Annotated in this window: 14 protein-coding genes; 5 read left to right on the plus strand and 9 right to left on the minus strand. The window is 71.7% G+C overall.

Annotated features, from left to right (window positions below; all coding sequences use genetic code 11):
- Positions 1–22: 22 nt before the first annotated feature.
- Complete coding sequence (locus tag ACWD4O_RS34960; protein ID WP_451286165.1) at positions 23–604, plus strand: hypothetical protein; 582 nt, start codon at positions 23–25, stop codon at positions 602–604.
- Positions 605–798: 194 nt separating this feature from the next.
- On the opposite strand, the gene ACWD4O_RS34965 is transcribed toward ACWD4O_RS34960, so the two are convergent.
- Positions 799–1,371, minus strand: coding sequence for a cob(I)yrinic acid a,c-diamide adenosyltransferase (locus tag ACWD4O_RS34965; RefSeq protein WP_451286167.1), 573 nt, complete (start codon positions 1,369–1,371; stop codon positions 799–801).
- 438 nt (positions 1,372–1,809) lie between these two features.
- Here ACWD4O_RS34965 and ACWD4O_RS34970 point away from each other — a divergent pair, with 438 nt between their 5' ends.
- Positions 1,810–2,133 (plus strand): STAS domain-containing protein, encoded by a 324-nt coding sequence (locus tag ACWD4O_RS34970; RefSeq protein WP_451286169.1) that lies wholly within the window; start codon positions 1,810–1,812, stop codon positions 2,131–2,133.
- Positions 2,134–2,368: 235 nt separating this feature from the next.
- Entirely contained in the window at positions 2,369–4,840 is a 2,472-nt protein-coding gene (locus ACWD4O_RS34975) for an ATP-binding protein (RefSeq protein WP_451286170.1), read from the plus strand.
- 67 nt (positions 4,841–4,907) lie between these two features.
- Here the strand turns inward: ACWD4O_RS34975 and nucS are convergent, their stop codons facing one another.
- Positions 4,908–5,579 carry an endonuclease NucS gene (nucS, locus tag ACWD4O_RS34980; RefSeq protein ID WP_450950959.1) on the minus strand — a complete coding sequence of 224 codons (672 nt, stop codon included), beginning with the start codon at positions 5,577–5,579 and terminating at the stop codon, positions 4,908–4,910.
- A 310-nt stretch (positions 5,580–5,889) separates the two neighbouring features.
- Between nucS and ACWD4O_RS34985 the strand changes: the two genes are divergently transcribed.
- Positions 5,890–6,282 carry an SCO5389 family protein gene (locus tag ACWD4O_RS34985; RefSeq protein ID WP_351913261.1) on the plus strand — a complete coding sequence of 131 codons (393 nt, stop codon included), beginning with the start codon at positions 5,890–5,892 and terminating at the stop codon, positions 6,280–6,282.
- 89 nt (positions 6,283–6,371) lie between these two features.
- Here the strand turns inward: ACWD4O_RS34985 and ACWD4O_RS34990 are convergent, their stop codons facing one another.
- Positions 6,372–7,400 carry an LLM class flavin-dependent oxidoreductase gene (locus tag ACWD4O_RS34990; RefSeq protein WP_451286173.1) on the minus strand — a complete coding sequence of 343 codons (1,029 nt, stop codon included), beginning with the start codon at positions 7,398–7,400 and terminating at the stop codon, positions 6,372–6,374.
- A gap of 222 nt (positions 7,401–7,622) precedes the next feature.
- Between ACWD4O_RS34990 and ACWD4O_RS34995 the strand changes: the two genes are divergently transcribed.
- Positions 7,623–7,955, plus strand: coding sequence for an ATP/GTP-binding protein (locus ACWD4O_RS34995; RefSeq protein WP_363167610.1), 333 nt, complete (start codon positions 7,623–7,625; stop codon positions 7,953–7,955).
- Here the strand turns inward: ACWD4O_RS34995 and ACWD4O_RS35000 are convergent.
- The 6 genes from ACWD4O_RS35000 to scy form a co-directional block, all read right to left on the minus strand.
- Entirely contained in the window at positions 7,952–8,839 is an 888-nt protein-coding gene (locus ACWD4O_RS35000) for an ABC transporter permease (RefSeq protein ID WP_451286176.1), read from the minus strand. The genes ACWD4O_RS34995 and ACWD4O_RS35000 overlap by 4 nt on opposite strands.
- On the minus strand, positions 8,836–10,227 hold the full coding sequence (locus ACWD4O_RS35005; RefSeq protein WP_451286178.1) for an ABC transporter ATP-binding protein: 1,392 nt from the start codon (positions 10,225–10,227) through the stop codon (positions 8,836–8,838). Before ACWD4O_RS35005 ends, ACWD4O_RS35000 begins: the two co-directional genes overlap by 4 nt.
- 110 nt (positions 10,228–10,337) lie before the next feature.
- Positions 10,338–11,108, minus strand: a complete 771-nt coding sequence (locus tag ACWD4O_RS35010) for an ABC transporter permease (protein ID WP_451286238.1) — start codon at positions 11,106–11,108, stop codon at positions 10,338–10,340.
- Positions 11,108–12,061, minus strand: coding sequence for an ABC transporter ATP-binding protein (locus ACWD4O_RS35015; RefSeq protein WP_451286179.1), 954 nt, complete (start codon positions 12,059–12,061; stop codon positions 11,108–11,110). Before ACWD4O_RS35015 ends, ACWD4O_RS35010 begins: the two co-directional genes overlap by 1 nt.
- Positions 12,062–12,146: 85 nt before the next feature.
- Positions 12,147–13,085, minus strand: coding sequence for a coiled-coil domain-containing protein (locus tag ACWD4O_RS35020; protein WP_079659495.1), 939 nt, complete (start codon positions 13,083–13,085; stop codon positions 12,147–12,149).
- A 183-nt stretch (positions 13,086–13,268) separates the two neighbouring features.
- Positions 13,269–17,117: a polarized growth protein Scy gene (gene scy, locus ACWD4O_RS35025; protein ID WP_451286182.1), complete on the minus strand. Its 3,849-nt coding sequence runs from the start codon at positions 17,115–17,117 to the stop codon at positions 13,269–13,271.
- Positions 17,118–17,332: the final 215 nt, after the last annotated feature.

The following is a 17,332-nucleotide window of genomic DNA, read 5'->3' on the forward strand; positions in this document are numbered from 1 at the left end:
GGGTGAGCGAGAGGAGCGAACCGTGATCGTCGCACTGATCATCGCCTGCGAGGTGGCCTTCTGGGTGCTGCTGGCCGCCGGACTGGCCTTCCGGTACGTGTTCCGGATGCCGCGGCTGGGCCTGGCCCTGCTGCTGTGCGAGCCGCTGTTGGAGGTGGTGCTGTTCACCGTGACCGCGATCGACCTCAAGAACGGCGCCGAGCCGGACTGGCGGCACGGCCTGGCCGCCGTCTACATCGGCTTCACCGTGGGCCTCGGCCACTCCACCGTCAGGTGGGCGGACGCCCGGGTCGCCCACCGCTTCGCCGGCGGCCCGCCGCCGGTGCGGCCGCCGAAGTACGGCATGGCACGCGCCGTCCACGAGTGGAAGGTCGCGAGCCGCTGGGTCGTCGCCGCGCTGGTCGCCATGGCCCTGCTCCAGGCGGCCGTCTGGTACGTCGGCGGCGACGGCGACATCGGCTCGCTGCGGGCCTGGCAGCAGCGGATGCTGTGGGTGATCGGCATCAACGTCGTCATCGCCGGCAGCTACACCCTCTTCCCGAAGGAGCGCCCCGCGGCCGACCAGGACCCCGACCCGGAGCGGGAACAGGCCAACCTCCGCTGAGCGGGTCGGGCGAAGTCGGCAGCGCCCTGAAGGGGCGCGGGGCGCTGACATCTGCGGCTCCGCCGCGATGGGGGTCCCCCCGCTCGAGCGCAGCCGAGAGTGGGGGAGCGACCAGCCACAACGGTGCCGCAGCGAAACGACGGCGCATCGCGGCCCCGCGGCGGAGCCGCATATCGACACGGCCAGCGGAGCGCCTAGCGCTCGCCGCCCGGCACCCAGAGCACGTCGCCGGCCGCCTTGTTGGCCGTGCGGGCCAGGATGAAGAGCAGATCCGAGAGGCGGTTGAGATAGGTCGCGGTGAGCGGGTTCATCCGCTCGCCGTGCGCCTCCAGCGCGGCCCAGGTGGAGCGCTCGGCCCGGCGGACGACCGTGCAGGCCTGGTGGAGCAGGGCCGCACCCGGGGTGCCGCCGGGCAGGATGAAGGACCGCAGCTTCTCCAACCGCTCGTTGAAGTGGTCGCAGTCCGCCTCCAAACGGTCGACATAGAACTGTTCCACCCTCAGGGGCGGGAACTCCGGGTTCTCCACCACCGGCGTCGACAGGTCCGCGCCCACGTCGAACAGGTCGTTCTGGACGCGGATGAGGACCTTGGCGAGTTCCTCGTCGAGCCCGCCCAGCGCGAGCGCCGTGCCGATGACCGCGTTCGCCTCGTTGGCGTCGGCGTAGGCGGCGATCCTGAGATCGGTCTTGGCGACCCTGCTCATGTCGCCGAGAGCGGTGGTGCCCTGGTCGCCGGTCCTGGTGTAGATACGCGTCAGATTGACCATGCGGCCAATCTAGACCGTCCGAGCGCCCCCACCAATCGGTGGGAACAGGCCTGAATCGGACAGGAATTGACGACGTGACCGGCGTCTCACCCCCTGAGACGTGAAACGCGTTACTAACCGGTCACACAGCGCCTCCCGACCGCTAATCTCCCGCCGAGAGGCACACGGACAGACGGACGGGCAGACGGACGGACAGACAGCCGGTCGGACGACCGGAGCGGCTGCGCCGGATGGTTGACGCCGGTGACATCGGACGCGTGAGCGGGCAGGGCTTCTACAGGCATCGAAACCGCACAGGCCACACGGGCCTCACTCCTGCGGGTGAATTCGGTATCGGTTCGCTCACAGACGGCAACCTATGACCGCTTAGTGCAGTCAGAGGATGCAACACCGGACAACCACACCGCGGAGCACGAGACGCACGCTTAGGGGAGCGCTATGTACATCAGGGGCGACCACGTCGAGCTGGTCGTCGGGGGCCGTCTCGACGTCCGCAGCGCGGCGGACGCCCGTACGGCCCTCCACACGGCCGTCGACGACGGAGTCGGAGACCTGGTGCTCGACCTGTCCGAGCTGGACTCATGGGACGCCACCGGTCTCGGTGTCATCATGGGTGTCCACCGGCGGGCCGGCCGCTGCGGCCGACGGCTGGTGCTGCGCCGTGTGCCTCCGCAGATGCAACGCCTGCTGGTGGCCACCCGGCTGCACCGGATCCTCGCGATCGAGGGCGGCATCGGAGTGGAGTCCCTGCCCCGGGTGTGACCGTGGACAGCGTGTGGCCTGCGGCGGAAAACGTGCGACGGGTGCAATCCTCACGAGACTGTGACGCTTCGGGCGGCGCGGCACCCCGGGCTGTCGTAGATACTGTGCGAAGGTTTACGGTTCGTCTGCCCGCCGCCCTCAGCCCTCGAGCGGGCACCGGACCAGACGCGACAGCGCAGTGTGTAGCAAGGCCGGGAGGGGCACCGCCACACGACGCTTTTGGGGGGCTTGAGCCATGGACCCGAACACCCAGGGGCCCGAGGAGTACGGCCGTGACGACGACGGCGGTACGCCGCGTCCGCGCCCGTCCAGGGACCCCCTGACACCCGACTTCGGCCAGCACGCGCCGGCCCAGGCCCGCACGGTGCGGCTCGTCGCCGGCGAACACCTGCTCACCGTCAACCCGGTCGACGGCAGCGAGATAGAACTCTGCCCGCCCACCCAGCGGGCCGAGCGGCCCGCCAAGCGCACCGCCGAGCAGCGCGCCGAGGCCGAGCGCGCCGCCCGGCCGCCCGCCCCCGCCGGATCCGCCCGGCCCGCACAGCCCCTCCAGGGCCGTCAGGACGAACGCGAACAGCTGGTCCGGCTGCTCGCCCGCGGCCGCTCCGTCCGGCTCACCGGGGCCCCCGGCTCCGGCCGCACCAGCCTCCTCGACCTGGTCGCCGAGGACTGCGAGGACCTCGCCCCCGAGGGCGTGGTCCGCCTCAGCGGCCTCGGTCGCACCGCCGCCGACCTGCTGCACGAGCTCTTCCACGCCGTCTTCGACGCCCCCCTCCACCGCCCGGACGACGAAGAGCTGCGCGCCCTCGTCCGCGAGATCGGCGCGGTCGTCGTCATCGACGACCTCGACCTCGGCGGCGCCGCCCTGGACGAACTGCTGGACGCGACGCCCGAGTGCGCCTTCCTGCTCGGCGCGACCCCGGACACCCCGCTGCCCACCGCGGACTCCGCCGTCGAGGAGGTCGTCCTCACCGGCCTCGACCGTGCGGGCGGCGTCGAGGTCATCGAGCACGCCGTCGGCCGCGTCCTCACCGAGGAAGAGGCCAACTGGGCCGGCGACCTCTGGTTCGAGTCCGAAGGCCTGCCGCTCCGGTTCGTCCAGGCCGGCGCCCTGCTCTCGCAGCGCGACCGGCTGCGGGCCGGCGCGGACGCGGTCGACGCGTTCGGCGTCTTCGAGGACGCCCGGCCCTTCGTCGCGCCCGCCGACGCCGACCTCGTCGCCGGGGCCGGCGAAGCCGAGGAGATACCCCTGCCCTCGCTCGGCGAGGCCGCCGCGCCCGCCCCGCTGCTCGCCGCCCGGCTCAGCGCCTGCGCCCGCGCCGCCCTGCGCTTCGCCGTCGCCCTCGGCGGCGAGGTCCCGCACCAGGCCCACCTGCCCGCCCTGGTCGGCGACACCCACGCCGACGCGGCCCTCGGCGAACTGGCCGCCTGCGGACTCGTCTCCCCGGTCGGCACCCGCTACCGGCTCGCCGCGGGCGTCCAGACCCAGCTGGAGGCCGCCGGATACGCCGACGACCGCGCGGACCGCGCCCACGCCGCCGCCCAGCACTACGCCTGGTGGGCCGGACACCCCTCGGTCACCCCCGAGAGGGTGTGCGCCGAGGCCGACGCCGTGCTCGCCGCCCTCACCGCGGTCGTCCCCGCCACGACCCGGCCCGACGAGGGCGAGGAGTCCACCCCCGTCCAGCTCGCCCGCACCGCCGCGCCCGCCTTCGCCGCGGGCCTGCACTGGAGCGCCTGGGAGAGCAGCCTGCACGAGGGCGCCGAGGCCGCCCGGCTCGCCGGGGAGTCCGCCGACCGCGCCTACTTCCACCACGAGCTCGGCGTCCTCGCCCTGTGCGTCGGCGAACTCGACCGGGCCCGCTCGGAGCTCGAGGCCTCCCTCGCCCTGCGCTCCACCATCGCCGACAAGCGCGGCACCGTCGCCGGCCGCCGCGCCCTCGCCCTGGTCTCCGACCGCTCCGGCGACGTGCCCGGCCTGGCCGCGGCGACCGCCGGCGAGGAGGTGCCCGACGCCCGCCACGAGGAGTCGGCGTCCCCGCCCCGCGGCATCCAGGCGGCCCTTCCGACCTACCCGCCGGACGCCGAGACCGTCGTTCACCGCTCTGCGGCCCCGTCGACGCCCGCCAAGCACAGCCGGGGCGGCCTGAAGAACCTGGCCAAGCGCAACCTCGTCGCGGCCGGCGCGGGCGCCCTGCTCGTCGCCGTCCTCGGCACGGTGGTCGGGCTCGGCGCGACGTCCAACAACGACGCCAACGACCCCTCCAACCAGGTCAGCGTCAACCCGTCCGCCAGCACCGGCCTGGACGACGGCGGCCTGGACTCCGACACCCCGGGCGACGACACCGGCTCCTCCGGCGACACGGGCACGGCCACCAGCAGCCCGACGGACCCGGGCCCGGACGATCCGACGCCGAGCACCAGTAGTTCGCAGGGCTCGGGCAGCGACGAGGAGTCCGACACGCCCAAGCCGTCGTCGAGCGCGACGACCAGGCCGCCGTCGCACACACCGACGACCCCGACGGAGACACCTTCGGACACTCCCTCGGAGACACAGACGGAGACGCAGACGAGCACGCCGTCCGACTCGGCCAGCCCATCTCCCTCCGGGAGCATCTCGACCTCGGCCAGCAGCTCGATGTCGTCGTCGCCCGCCAGCTCGATCAGCTCCGCCGCGAGCAGTGCCTCGCCGGATCAGTTGATCTGAGCGCCTCCGGGCAGCGCCGAGGGCCGGGTTCCCGTCAGGGGAGCCCGGCCCTCGGTGGGTGCGGGGGTCAGAACAGCCGCAGCTTGTCGTCCTCGATGCCGCGCATCGCGTTGTAGTCCAGGACCTGGCAGCCGATGCCGCGGTCCGTGGCGAGCACGCGGGCCTGCGGCTTGATCTCCTGGGCCGCGAACACCCCGCGGACCGGCGCGAGATGCGGGTCACGGTTCAACAGCTCGAGATAGCGGGTGAGTTGCTCGACCCCGTCGATCTCGCCGCGCCGCTTGATCTCCACCGCGACGGTCTGACCCTCCGCGTCCCGGCACAGGATGTCCACCGGGCCGATGGCGGTCATGTACTCGCGGCGGATGAGGGTGTAGCCCTCGCCGAGGGTCTCGATGCGGTCCGCGAGCAGCTCTTGGAGGTGCGCTTCCACGCCGTCCTTGATCAGGCCCGGATCGACGCCCAGTTCGTGCGACGAGTCGTGGAGGATCTCCTCCATCGTGATGATGAGCTTCTCGCCGCCTTTGTTGATGACGGTCCAGACGCCTTCTTCGTCGCCCGTGCCCTCCTTCAGCGTGCAGGGCGGCGACATCCAGTTCAGGGGCTTGTAGGCCCGGTCGTCCGCATGGATCGAGACGCTGCCGTCCGCCTTCACCAGAATGAGACGGGGGGCGGAGGGGAGGTGGGCGGTGAGCCGGCCGGCGTAGTCGACGGAGCACCGGGCGATGACGAGACGCATGGGGCGCAACGCTATCCGACCCGCATGCGCGGACGCGATTCGCCCGCCCGTCTCCCGCCACCACCCTCAACCGAGGCCCCTTCGGGCCCACCCCTTTTGATCCGGAAAAAGATCGTTCGACAGTGGCCGATTGTGTGCCACATAGGGGTTCCCTATGTGCCCATTCTCCTGGTGCGGTCACGGTCCGTTGCCTACCGTAGTGAACGGGAGGTCGCGATGCGTGTACTCAGCGTGTGCGGTGTTTCGGCATGCGGACTCCCTTTCCCTGTCCGGCAACCCCTGTTGTTCCGGGGGTGCGAGAGGAGTACCCATGTCGCTCGACGTCTCACCGGCGCTACTCGAACAGGCCGAGCGAGGCGAGGTCGACGAAGCAGAATTCGTCGACTGCGTCCGGACCTCCCTGCCCTATGCATGGGAGATGGTCAGCTCCCTGGTGGCCCAGCTGAAGGTGGACGGCGGAGACTTCGCCGACAACCAGACGCCCCCGCCGGACGAGCAGGCGCGCGGCCAGTTGCTGCGTGCGCTCGCGAGTGACGCGATACGCGGCGCGCTGCAGCGGCACTTCGGTGTGCGGCTGGCCTTCCAGAACTGCCACCGGGTGGCGGTGTTCCCGTTGGACTCGGCTGTCGACGAGAAGCTCACCCGGTTCACCTCGGTCCGCAGTCAGGTACTGAACCAGTCCCCGGAATTCCGGGACTGCTGAGGTACCCGTGTGAACCTGTTGCTTGCCGCTCCTGACGCGGGAGGTGCCATCAGTACGGGAGCGGCAAGCTTCGCGGTCGGCTGGGCCGCTCACCCGAGGTGGGGGAGCACCTCAGCGCCCAGCCGCCGTACGTTCTCCTCCGTGGCCGCCAGGTCGCCGGAGCCCTCGACGAGCAGGGCGAAACGCGAGATGCCGGTCCGCTCGCTGGTCGCCGCGAGGCGGTCGACGCACAGCCGCGGGGTGCCCACCGGGTGCAGCCCGCAGAGCAGTTCGGTGTACGCCACCGGGTCCCGCATACCGCGGGCCCGGCCGTCGACCGTCACATGCGCGTCGAGCCCCTGCCGCAGCCAGCCCGGCATCGCCTTCACCAGCGTCTCCACCGCGTCCGTGCGCCGGTCCGCGATCTGGCAGACGCCCGCCGAGACATGCGCCACACTCCGGATCTCGTCCCCGGACCGCCCGGCCGCGCGCGCGTACTGCCGCCACAGGGCGACCATCTCGGCCTTCTCCTCGTCCCCCACGTGCATGCCGAGGAGCATCGGCAGCCCGCGCTCGGCGGCCAGCCGCACGCTCACCGGCGAGGTGCAGGCGACGACGACCTCCGGCCCGCCGACGTCCGTCAGCGCCTCCGACGGCCTTGGCACGACGGCGACTTCACGGAACCGGAAACGCTCGCCGTCGGCCCCCACGGAGGGCTCGCGCAGCCAGCGCACCAACAGATCGAGTGATTCCGGGAACCCCTGCTCGTACGCCTCCAGACCTGAGCCGAACACCTCCAGGTCGACCCACGGTCCGCCGCGCCCCACGCCCAGCGAGAAGCGGCCGCCGCTCGTCAGATGCAGCAGCGCGGCCTGTTCGCCGAGGGCGACGGGATGGACGGTGGGCAGCACGCTGACCGCCGTGCCGACCCGGATACGGCGGGTGCGGCCCAGCAGCAGAGCGGCGAGCGTCACCGCCGACGGGCATGTGCCGTACGGCACGAAGTGGTGCTCGGCCAGCCAGACCGAGTCGAGACCCGCCTCCTCGGCCACCTCGGCCGAGCGGACCGCACGGTGCAGCGCCTCGCCCTGACCCTGGCCGGGAAACTGCGCTCCCAACACGAAACTTCCAACGCGCATGGACTTTCCTGCTTCCTTGGCTCCGACACGGAGCTCCCCCACCCGGCATAACCGTCTGACACGTGCCGAGGACACGGCCTGGCGAAGAGATTTGCGGATTGTCTGCAGAATGCGACGTTCGGGAGGGGGACTTGTGGGGGTGGCTGCCCTACGGGTGCCCGCGTTCACGCCGCGTAGGCTGGATACCAACCCTGCTTCCTGTATAGCCCCGTGAGGTGTCCTGTGTCCCCGCGTCGCAACCGACCCAAGGGTGAGGGCTCGTCCGGCCAGAGTGCCGAGGACGACCGCACGAGCCGTTACGGCGGCTGGCAGTCGGCGGAGAGCTGGCACGGCGAGCAGTGGAGCGTACGGCATGTGGCCGGGGCGAGCGCACAGGGCAAGGCGTACCGGTGCCCCGGCTGCGACCAGCTGATCCCCGACGGCGTCCCGCACGTCGTCGTCTGGCCCGAGCACGCGGGCGTCGACGACCGCCGGCACTGGCACAAGGCGTGCTGGAACGCACGGGACCGCCGCACCCCAGGGGTGCGGCGGTCCCGAAACGCGCCGAAGTTCTAGACGTCCCGCTTCTCCAGCAGGGCGAAGGCGGCGCCGAGGACGGCGGCCGTCAGGCCCAGCGCGATCCACAGCGGGTCCCAGCCGCTCGGACCGCTGTCGCTGAGCGAGGACGAGTAGAAGATGCTCAGCTGGTTCGGGATCGAGTACTCGAACAGGGCCTGCTGAAGGTCCGCCAGCGAGGACGAGAACATGAAGATCGCGATGACCAGCGGGGCCAGCAGGACGCCGATCATGATGGTGATGGCGCCCGCCGAGTGCCGGATGATCGAGCCGACGGCCAGCGAGAGCAGCCCGAGCAGCGCGATGTAGAAGGAGACGCCGAAGGTGGCCTTGAGCCATTCCTCGCCGCTCGGCTGCCGGGCGTCGCCCAGCATGCCCACATGCACCATGGCGACGAAGCCCGAGGACGCGAGCGTCACGACGAACGCGACGGCGAAGAACACGATCGCCTTCGCCACGAGGACCCGGCTGCGGGACGGGCAGGCCACCATCGTCGTCCGGATCATGCCGGTGCCGTACTCCGAGGCCGTGGTCAGCACGCCGAGCGTGATGATGCACATGCTGCCCAGCAGCACCCCGAAGAAGCCGAACGACAGTGCCGTCTCGCCGGCGAGGTCGGCCTCGGAGGCGTTCGCGGAGACGATCGCCCCGGCCAGCAGTCCGATGCCGACGACGAGCAGCACGAACACGCCCAGCGTCCACATCGTGGAGCGCACCGACCGGATCTTCGTCCACTCCGAGGCGACGGCGTGCCCGAGGTGGGTGGGCACGATCGGGATCGGCGAGGTGTAGCCCGGCACGGGCACGGGAGCGGCGTACGAGGGACCGGGCGCCCCCTGCCAGGCGGGCGCGGCCTGCGGCGACGGATGCTGCGGGGTGCTCATCGGGCGTCCTCGGACTTGGTCGTGGCGTCGGGTGCGGGGGTGGGCGCGGACACGGCCGACGCCTTGTCCAGCGAGGGGGCGGGCGCGGCCGGTACCTCGCTCGCGGGTGCTGCGGGTGCTGCGGGTGCTGCGGGTGCTGCGGGTGCTGCGGGTGCTGCGGGCGTGATCGGGGCGGCGGGCTGGGCCGGAGCGGCCTGAGCGGCCGACGCGGCCGGGGGCTGTGCGGGGGCGTGCGCGGGGCCCTGGGCGTACGGGTTGGCGACGTTCGGGCCCGGGGCCACCGCGGGTGCGCCCGGAGCGCCGTAGGCCCCGTAGGAGGCGGCCGGGGGTGTCTGGGCGGGCTGCGGCGGCGCGTAGCCCTGCTGCTGCGGATGCGGCGGGGCGTACCAGCCGGGCTGGCCCTGACCCGGCACCGGCATCGGCGGCTGCGCGCCCGGCGGCAACTGCTGCTGGAGCCCGGCCTTCTGGTCGATGGTGGACCGGTAGTCCACGGCGCCCTGCGTCATCCGCATGTACGCCTCCTCCAGCGAGGCCTGGTGCGGCGACAGCTCCCACAGACGGACGTCGGCGTCATGGGCGATGTCGCTGATGCGGGGGAGGGCGAGCCCGGTCACGCGCAGGGCCCCGTCCTGCTCGGGCAGAACGGCGCCGCCCGCCTCGGTGAGCGCCGAGGCCAGCTTCTCGCGCAGCTGCGGCTCGGTGTGCGGGATGCGCACGCGCGCGAAGTCGGCGGAGTTGGTCGAGATGAAGTCCTTCACGCTCATGTCGGAGAGCAGCTGGCCGCGTCCGATGACGATCAGATGGTCGGCGGTCAGCGCCATCTCGCTCATGAGGTGCGAGGAGACGAAGACGGTACGGCCCTCCGCCGCGAGCGACTTCATCAGGTTGCGCACCCAGAGGATGCCCTCGGGGTCGAGGCCGTTGACCGGCTCGTCGAACAGCAGCACCTGAGGGTCGCCGAGCAGCGCGGCCGCGATGCCGAGCCGCTGGCCCATGCCGAGCGAGAAGCCCTTGGAGCGCTTGCGGGCCACGTCCTGGAGGCCGACCACGCCGAGCACCTCGTCGACCCGCCGGGCCGGGATGCCGGACAGCTGGGCCAGGCACATCAGGTGGTTGCGGGCGTGCCGGCCGCCGTGCACGGCCTTGGCGTCGAGCAGGGCGCCCACCTGGCGGGGCGCGTTCGGCAGCCGGCGGTACGGGTAGCCGCCGATCGTCACCGATCCCGCGGTGGGGTTGTCCAGGCCCAGGATCATCCGCATGGTCGTCGACTTGCCCGAGCCGTTAGGTCCGAGGAAGCCGGTGACGGCGCCGGGCCGCACCTGGAAGGAAAGGTTGTACACAGCGGTCTTGTCGCCGTACCGCTTGGTCAGGCCGACAGCCTCGATCATGCTCCGCACCCATCGAAAGGTTCAGGACAGCAGGGCACACGCCCCCGTAAGGGTTAGGAGGATAGCTGGGCGCTGACGGTTCCGCTCAAAAGAAAGCAAAGGCGAAAGCGTTACGCGTCGCGCTTCTTCAGCAGGAGGTATCCGCCCGCGAGCGCGGCGACCACCCACAGCGCCATGATGGCCAGCCCGCCCCACGGTCCGTACGGGGTGTCGTCGTCGATCGGCGTGACCACCTGCATGATCTTGCTGCCCGCCTGGTCGGGCAGATACCGGCCGATCTTCTTCGTCGCGGGGACGTTCCCCAGGATGTTGGAGATCAGGAAGAAGAACGGCATCAGGATGCCGAGCGACAGCATCGGCGAGCGCAGCATCGTGGCCACGCCCATCGAGAACACCGCGATCAGGGTCATGTACAGGCCACCGCCGATGACCGCGCGCAGGACTCCGCTGTCGCCGATCGACGCCTTGTGGGCGCCGAGCATCGCCTGTCCCAGGAAGAACGTGACGAAGCTGGTGACGAGTCCGACGGCGAGACAGAGCCCGGCGGCCACCGTGATCTTGCTGAACAGGAACGTGCCGCGCTGCGGAACGGCGGCCAGCGAGGTGCGGATCATGCCGGTGCTGTACTCGTTCGACACCACCAGCACGCCGAACACGATCATCGCGAGCTGTCCGAGGCTCATCCCGGCGAAGCTGATGAACGTCGGGTCGAAGGACAGCCGGTCGTCGCGGCTCATGTTGTCGAACTCGTTCTTCGACAGCGCGGAGATCAGCATGCCGAGGGCGATCGTGACGACCACGGCCAGCGAGAGCGTCCACACGGTGGACGCCACCGACCGGATCTTGGTCCACTCGGACCGGATGACCTGGGTCGCCGCCATCATCGGCTCCTCGTCCAGTCGTCGCCCCACGGCTCTTCGGGGGGCGTGTCCGCGTGCGCGTGGTACTCCACCGACTCCGCGGTCAGCTGCATGAACGCCTCCTCCAGGGAGGCCTGCTGGGGGCTCAGCTCGTGCAGCACGAGCTGGTGCTGCGCGGCCAGCTCGCCGATGCGCTCGGCCTTGCCGCCGTCCACCTCCAGCACCCCGCTGCCCGTCTCCACGACGGTGACCCCGGCACTGTGCAGCACGTCGAGCAGGCGCTCCCGCTGCGGGGTGCGGACACGGACGTAACTGCGCGAGTTCTGCTCGATGAAGTCGGCCATGGAGGTGTCGGCGAGCAGCCGGCCCTGGCCGATCACGACGAGATGGTCCGCGGTCAGCGCCATCTCGCTCATCAGGTGGGAGGAGACGAACACCGTCCGCCCCTGCGCGGCCAGCGATTTCATCAGGTTGCGGATCCAGTGGATGCCCTCGGGGTCGAGGCCGTTCACCGGCTCGTCGAACATCAGGATCCGAGGGTCGCCGAGCAGCGCGCCCGCGATGCCGAGCCGCTGCCCCATGCCGAGCGAGAACCCCTTGGCCTTCTTCTTCGCCACGGCGGTCAGCCCGACGGTGTCCAGCACCTCGTGCACCCGGCTCTTCGGGATGCCGTTGCTCTGCGCCAGACACAGCAGATGGTTGAAGGCGCTGCGCCCGCCGTGCATGGCCTTGGCGTCCAGCAGGGCGCCGATGTACTTGAAGGGGTCCTTGAGCCGGTCGTAGTGCTGCCCGTCGATGCGGACGTCCCCGGCGGTGGGCCGGTCGAGGCCGAGCATCATCCGCATGGTGGTGGACTTGCCGGCGCCGTTGGGACCGAGGAAGCCCGTGACGATGCCCGGTCTCACGGTGAAGGTGAGGTTGTTCACCGCCAGCTTCTCGCCGTACCGCTTCGTCAGGCCTTCCAGCTCGATCATGCCGACACGCTAGTGCGCGACGAAGCCCTCTGCCACCGCAGTGACGGAGGGCTTCGTCGATGTTCAGTCGCTGTACCGCCGGACGTTACCGGGACTGCTGGGCCGGAACCCCACGGGAGATCGGCTCGTCGTCCGTGGACGGCGTGCCGGCCGCGGCGACCGCGGCGCCGGTCAGCGTGGCGAGCATCTCGCGGACGTTCGTCAGCTGGGCGTTGATGCTGTCGCGACGGTTGGTGAGGGCCGCCAGCTCGCGCTCGGATTCCGAACGGATCCGGTCCGCCTTGGCATTGGCGTCGGCGACGATGTCCTCGGCCTGACGCTGAGCGGTCTCCACCGTCTGACGGGCGCGACGCTCCGCGTCCGTGCGCAGCTTCTCGGCCTCCAGCCGCAGCTGCTCCGCGCGGTGCTCGATCTCCGCGAGACGCTTCTCCGCCTTCTGCTGACGGGACGCCAGGTCGCGCTCCGACTGCTCGCGGCGCTTGGCGAGGTTGGTCTCGAAGTCGGCGGCGGCCTGGGCGGCCTTGGCACGGGTCTCCTCGAAGAGGGCGTCGGCCTCCTCACGCTTCGACTGCGCGTCCTTCTGCGCCTCCGAACGCAGCTGCGACGCGTCGCTCTTGGCCTTCTCGACGATCCGGACGCCCTCGTCCTCAGCCTTGGCCTTGCGCTCCGCAGCGAACGATTCTGCGTCGTTGCGAACCTGCTGGGCCGCCGACTCGGCGAGCTCGCGGTGCTGCTCGGCCGCCCGCCGGGCCTCCTCGCGCAGATCCTTGGCCTCTTCCTCGGCGAGGCGGAGGATCTTCTCGACACGCGCGCCGAGACCCGCGTACGACGGCTCGGCGTCGCTTACCTGGGCCTGGGCGTTCTGCGTTTCGAGGTGGAGCTCCTCGATGCGCTTTTCCAAAGCAGTGATACGGGCCAGAGCGCTGTCACGGTCGGAGACGAGCTTCGAGATGCGTTCGTCCACCTGAGCGCGGTCGTACCCACGCCGCACAAGCTCGAAGCCGTAGGGGGAAGTGTCGCTCATGGGGTTCCTGTCGAATGAGACCGGTGAGGTGATAGGTGGAATCCTAGGGGCCAGAGCGGTGTGTCATAGAGCGTATGCGTGTTTGATCTGGAGAATGACACCCCTTTTGGGTGGCTGACCGGCAGTACCCTTGCCAAAGATTCGGTCAAAGACGCCAGACTTTAACGCAATTCACACATTCCGCTAGCCGTCCGAGGACTTCCCACCCGATCGGGGCGACCCGATGGTCACACCCGCCTTGACGCCCCCGTCCTTGCCGCCGGCCGGGGCCTCGAAGGACTCCAGCGCCTCCAGGACGTCCTGCACCCGGGAGATCTCGGCGTTGATGTCCTCGCGCCGACGCACCAGGACCTCCAGTTCGCGCTTGCCCTCCTCGACCGTGCGCCGCGCCTCGCGGATCGCCTCGGCCTTGAGCTCCTCGGCCTCCCGCACCAGCGTCGACTTCTTCTGCTCGGCCTCCTTGAGCAGCCCCTCGGCTTTCTTCACGGCGGCGATACGGACCTTGCCCGCCTCGGAGTTGGCGTCCGACACCAGCTCCTTCGCCTTCGCCTGAGCCTTGGTGAGCTGCTCCTCGGACGCCTTGATGAGCGCGTCGCAGCGGTCGCCGGTCGACTTCATGGTCTCGGAGGCCTCGCGGCGGGCCCGCTCGTGCAGCGCCTCGATCTCGTTCGTGATGCGGTCGCGCAGCTCCTCGGCCCGCTCCCTTATGGCCGTCGCGTCCCGACGGGCGCCGACGAGCAGCTCGTCCGCGTCCGTACGGGCCCTCTCCACCCGGGAATTGCCCTCGACGGTCGCCTCGGACACCAGCCGGTCCGCCTCGCTGCGGGCCGCGCCGACCATCGAGTCGGCCTGCGCCTCCGCGTCCGCGGTCGCCTGCTGCGCCTGGGTCTGCGCCTCGTTGAGCAGTTTGTCCGCCTCGGCCGCGGTCTCCGTGATGAGGGTGTCGACCTGCTCGGCCGCCTCGGAGCGCCGTTTGTTGGACTCCTTGCGGGCCTCGTCCAGCGTCGAGTCGGCCTCCTCGCGGGCCACGCTCATCAGACGGTCGGCCTCCGCGGCCGCCTCCCGCTTGAAGCGCTCGGCCTCGGCACGGACCCGCTCGGAGTGCGCCTGCGCGGAACCCACCGTGTCGGCGGCCTCGGCACGCAGCCGCTCCGCGTCCCCGGAAGCGTCCGAGATCAGCTTCTCCGCCTTGGCGACCGACTCGGCGCGCAGCCGCTCGGCCTCCGTGATCGTCTCCGACTGGAGCAGCTCCGCCTCGTTGCGTGCCTCGGTGATGAGGGTGTCGGCCTGCGTCGCCGCGTCCGAACGGATGCGGTTGGCGTCGTCGCGGGCCTCGGCCCGGGTGCGCGACGCGTCTTGGTCGGCCTGCGCGATGGCGTCCGAGACCTCGGTGCGCACCCGCTGGGCGTGCGCCGACGCGTCCGAGCGCAGCCGCTCCGCCTCCGCGATCGCCTCGCCGACGGTCCGCTCGGCCAGCGCCTGCGCGGCCTCCGAGGCATCGCTCGCCTCGCGCCGGACCCGGCTCGCGTCCTCGGCGGCCCGCTCCCGCTCGGCGTAGGCGTCGGCGCGGACCCGGTCCGCCTCCTCCTGGGCCTCGCGCCGGGTACGGTCCGCCGCGTGCTCGGCGGCGGAACGCAGCCCGATGATCTCGTCCTGGGCCTGCTCGTGCAGCCCCACCACGGAGTCCCGCACCTGCTGCGCGTGCTGCTCGGCCGCCGACACCATCTCGACGGCCCGCCGGTCGGCCTCCTCGACCAGCCGGACGGCCTCGGTCTGGGCCTCCTCGACGCGCTTGCGCGCCGAGGCCAGCAGTTCCTCGCTCTGGTCGCGGGCCCGCTCGCGCTCCTGGTCGGCCTCCTGGCGGGCGGAACCGAGAAGATCCTCGGCCTCGCGCCGGCGCCGCAGGGCCTCCTCCTGGGCGGCGGCCAGCGTCTCGGTCGCCTCGTCGGCCAGCCGCTCGGCCGCGGCCGCCGCCTCCGCGCGCAGCCGGTCGGCGGTGTCCTGCGCCTCGGACTTCAGCCGCTCCGCCTCGGCGGCGGCCTCGGACCGCAGCCGTACGGCGATGGCCTCGCCCTCGGCACGCGAGGCGGACGCGTCGGCGGCGGCCTCGTTGCGCAGCCGGTCGGCCTCCGCGTCGGCCTGCTGCTGGAGGCTGCGGATCCGCTCCGCGGCCTCGCCGCGCAGCCGGTCGGTCTCCTCGGCGGCCTCGCGACGGATCCGCGCGGCCTCCTCGCGGGCGTCGGTCAGCGCCTGCTCGGCGGAGGCGAACCGGGCCTCCGCGTCCGTGTGCAGCCGGGTCAGCTCCTCGGCGGCCTCCGCCTGCCGGGCGTCTATCCCGCGCTCGGTCTCCTCGCGCAGCTCGCGCGCCGCCTGCTCGGCGTTGGCGGTGATGGTCTCGGCGAGCTCCACCGCCTCCTCGCGGGAGCGCTCGGCCTCCGCGCGGGTGCGCTCCAGGGTCTCCTCGGCCTGCCGGCGCAGCGTGGTGGCGCGCTCGATGGCCTCGGTGCGCACCTTCTCGCTGTCCGAGGTGGCCTTCTGGCGCAGCTCGTCCGCGTCGGCCCGCGCCTTGGACAGCAGCTCCTCGGCGGTCCTGGCCGCTTCCTCGATCTGCTGGACGGCCTCCCTGCGGGCCTCCGCGCGGATCTTCTCGCCCTCGGCCACCGCGTCGGCGCGCAGCTGCTCGGCCTCGCCGCGCAGCCGGCGCGCCTCCTCCTGCAGCTCGACGGTCTTGGCGCGGTACTCCTTGGTGTCGTCCTTCGCGGAGCCCTTGAGCTGCTCGGCGATGTCGTGCGCCTCGGACCGCAGCCGGTCCGCCTCGTTCTCCGCCTCGCGGCGGATCCGCTCGGCCTCCTCGGCGGCGGCCTTGGTGGTGTTCTGCGCGTCCTCCTGCGCCCGGTTCAGGACGTCCTCGGCGGTCTTGGCCGCCTTCGACAGCTGGGTCGCCGACTCCTCGGCGGTCAGCGTGCGGGCCCGCTCCGAGGCCTCGCCGACGATCTTCTCGGCCTCCGCGCGGGCGTCCGCGACGACCTGCTCGGCCGACTCCTTGGTCGCCTCGGCCTCCTTGGTGGCCTCGGTGACCAGGCGGGCGACCTGCTCCTTCGCGGTGCGGGTGCGCTGCTCGTTGGCCGACTCGGCGCTCGCGAGCGCCTTCTCGGCGGCGGCCTTCGCCTCGCCGAGCACCTTGTCCGCCTCGGCCTGCGCCTTGCGCAGCGCTTCGTCGGCCTCGGACATGCGCAGATCGGCGGCGCGGCTGAGCTCACCGGCCTGGCGGCGGGCCGCGTCGGACTCCGTGACGGTGGAGTTGCGCAGCTGCTCCGCGTGGTCGTTGGCCTCCTGGGCCTGGCTGGAGGCGGCGGTCAGCAGCCGGTCGGCGTCCGTGCGGGCCCGCAGCAGAAGCTGCTCGGCCTCGGCACGGGTCGTCTCGGCGTCGGCCTGGAGCCGCTGGCGGGCCTCCGTGGCGACCCGCTCGGCCTCGGCGCGAGCGGCCGCCAGGGACTGCTCGGCCTCGGCCCGCGACTCGTCGAGCAGTCGGCGCGCCTGTGCCTCGGTGCGGGCCCGCAGCTGCTCCGCCCACGCCACGTTCTCGTTGACGTGCGACTCGACGTTCTGCCGGCGCTCCGCCAGCTCCTGGTCGAGTTGCTGGCGCCGGGCCACCGCCTCCTGATGCAGCTCCGCCTGCAGACGCGCCGCCTGCTCGGCGTGCTCCTGGAGGATGCGCTGCGTCTGGGCGCGGGTCTGGCTGAGCTCGCGCTCGGCGTCCTGCCGCAACTGGTCGGCCTGCATCTGCGCATTGCGCAGCATCTGCTCGGCCTGGTACCCGATGTCGCCGCCGTCGAAGGCGGGCCGGGACATGATGGTGCGGCGCGCCTCGTGCAACTTGGCGCGCAGCACCTCGACCTGGTAGCCGAGGTCCTCGGCATGCTGAATCGCCTTTTCCCGCTCGGTCTTCAGCCGCTTCATCTCGGCTTCGAACCGAGTCAGGTGGTCGACGTCAGCCGCCGGCTCCCGCTCCTGGCTCTCGTAGCCCCGCACTGCGCGGTCCCATCCGTCCCTGGTCGCAAGCTTCCCGAACGAGCTCCGTCCATCCGCCGAACGGGGCCCCCGGGGAATGGTGTCAGATCAACGACGGAGCATGGGCTGCTGCCCCGACGCTCGTCCCCCGAAACCCGGACCCCGGCTGCGTCCCGCCGCCGAACGGCAGGACCGGGTCGCCCCGGTGTGAGCGGCGACCGAGCCCAACCCTACCG

The organism is Streptomyces sp. NPDC002623 (assembly GCF_053592635.1).

Excerpts from the sequence above, each read along its gene's own strand:
- ACWD4O_RS34965 (WP_451286167.1), bottom strand. The coding sequence starts at position 1,371 with ATGGTCAATCTGACGCGTATCTACACCAGGACCGGCGACCAGGGCACC.
- ACWD4O_RS34970 (WP_451286169.1), top strand. The coding sequence starts at position 1,810 with ATGTACATCAGGGGCGACCACGTCGAGCTGGTCGTCGGGGGCCGTCTC.
- ACWD4O_RS34975 (WP_451286170.1), top strand. The coding sequence starts at position 2,369 with ATGGACCCGAACACCCAGGGGCCCGAGGAGTACGGCCGTGACGACGAC.
- nucS (WP_450950959.1), bottom strand. The coding sequence starts at position 5,579 with ATGCGTCTCGTCATCGCCCGGTGCTCCGTCGACTACGCCGGCCGGCTC.
- ACWD4O_RS34985 (WP_351913261.1), top strand. The coding sequence starts at position 5,890 with ATGTCGCTCGACGTCTCACCGGCGCTACTCGAACAGGCCGAGCGAGGC.
- ACWD4O_RS34990 (WP_451286173.1), bottom strand. The coding sequence starts at position 7,400 with ATGCGCGTTGGAAGTTTCGTGTTGGGAGCGCAGTTTCCCGGCCAGGGT.
- ACWD4O_RS35000 (WP_451286176.1), bottom strand. The coding sequence starts at position 8,839 with ATGAGCACCCCGCAGCATCCGTCGCCGCAGGCCGCGCCCGCCTGGCAG.
- ACWD4O_RS35005 (WP_451286178.1), bottom strand. The coding sequence starts at position 10,227 with ATGATCGAGGCTGTCGGCCTGACCAAGCGGTACGGCGACAAGACCGCT.
- ACWD4O_RS35010 (WP_451286238.1), bottom strand. The coding sequence starts at position 11,108 with ATGGCGGCGACCCAGGTCATCCGGTCCGAGTGGACCAAGATCCGGTCG.
- ACWD4O_RS35015 (WP_451286179.1), bottom strand. The coding sequence starts at position 12,061 with ATGATCGAGCTGGAAGGCCTGACGAAGCGGTACGGCGAGAAGCTGGCG.
- ACWD4O_RS35020 (WP_079659495.1), bottom strand. The coding sequence starts at position 13,085 with ATGAGCGACACTTCCCCCTACGGCTTCGAGCTTGTGCGGCGTGGGTAC.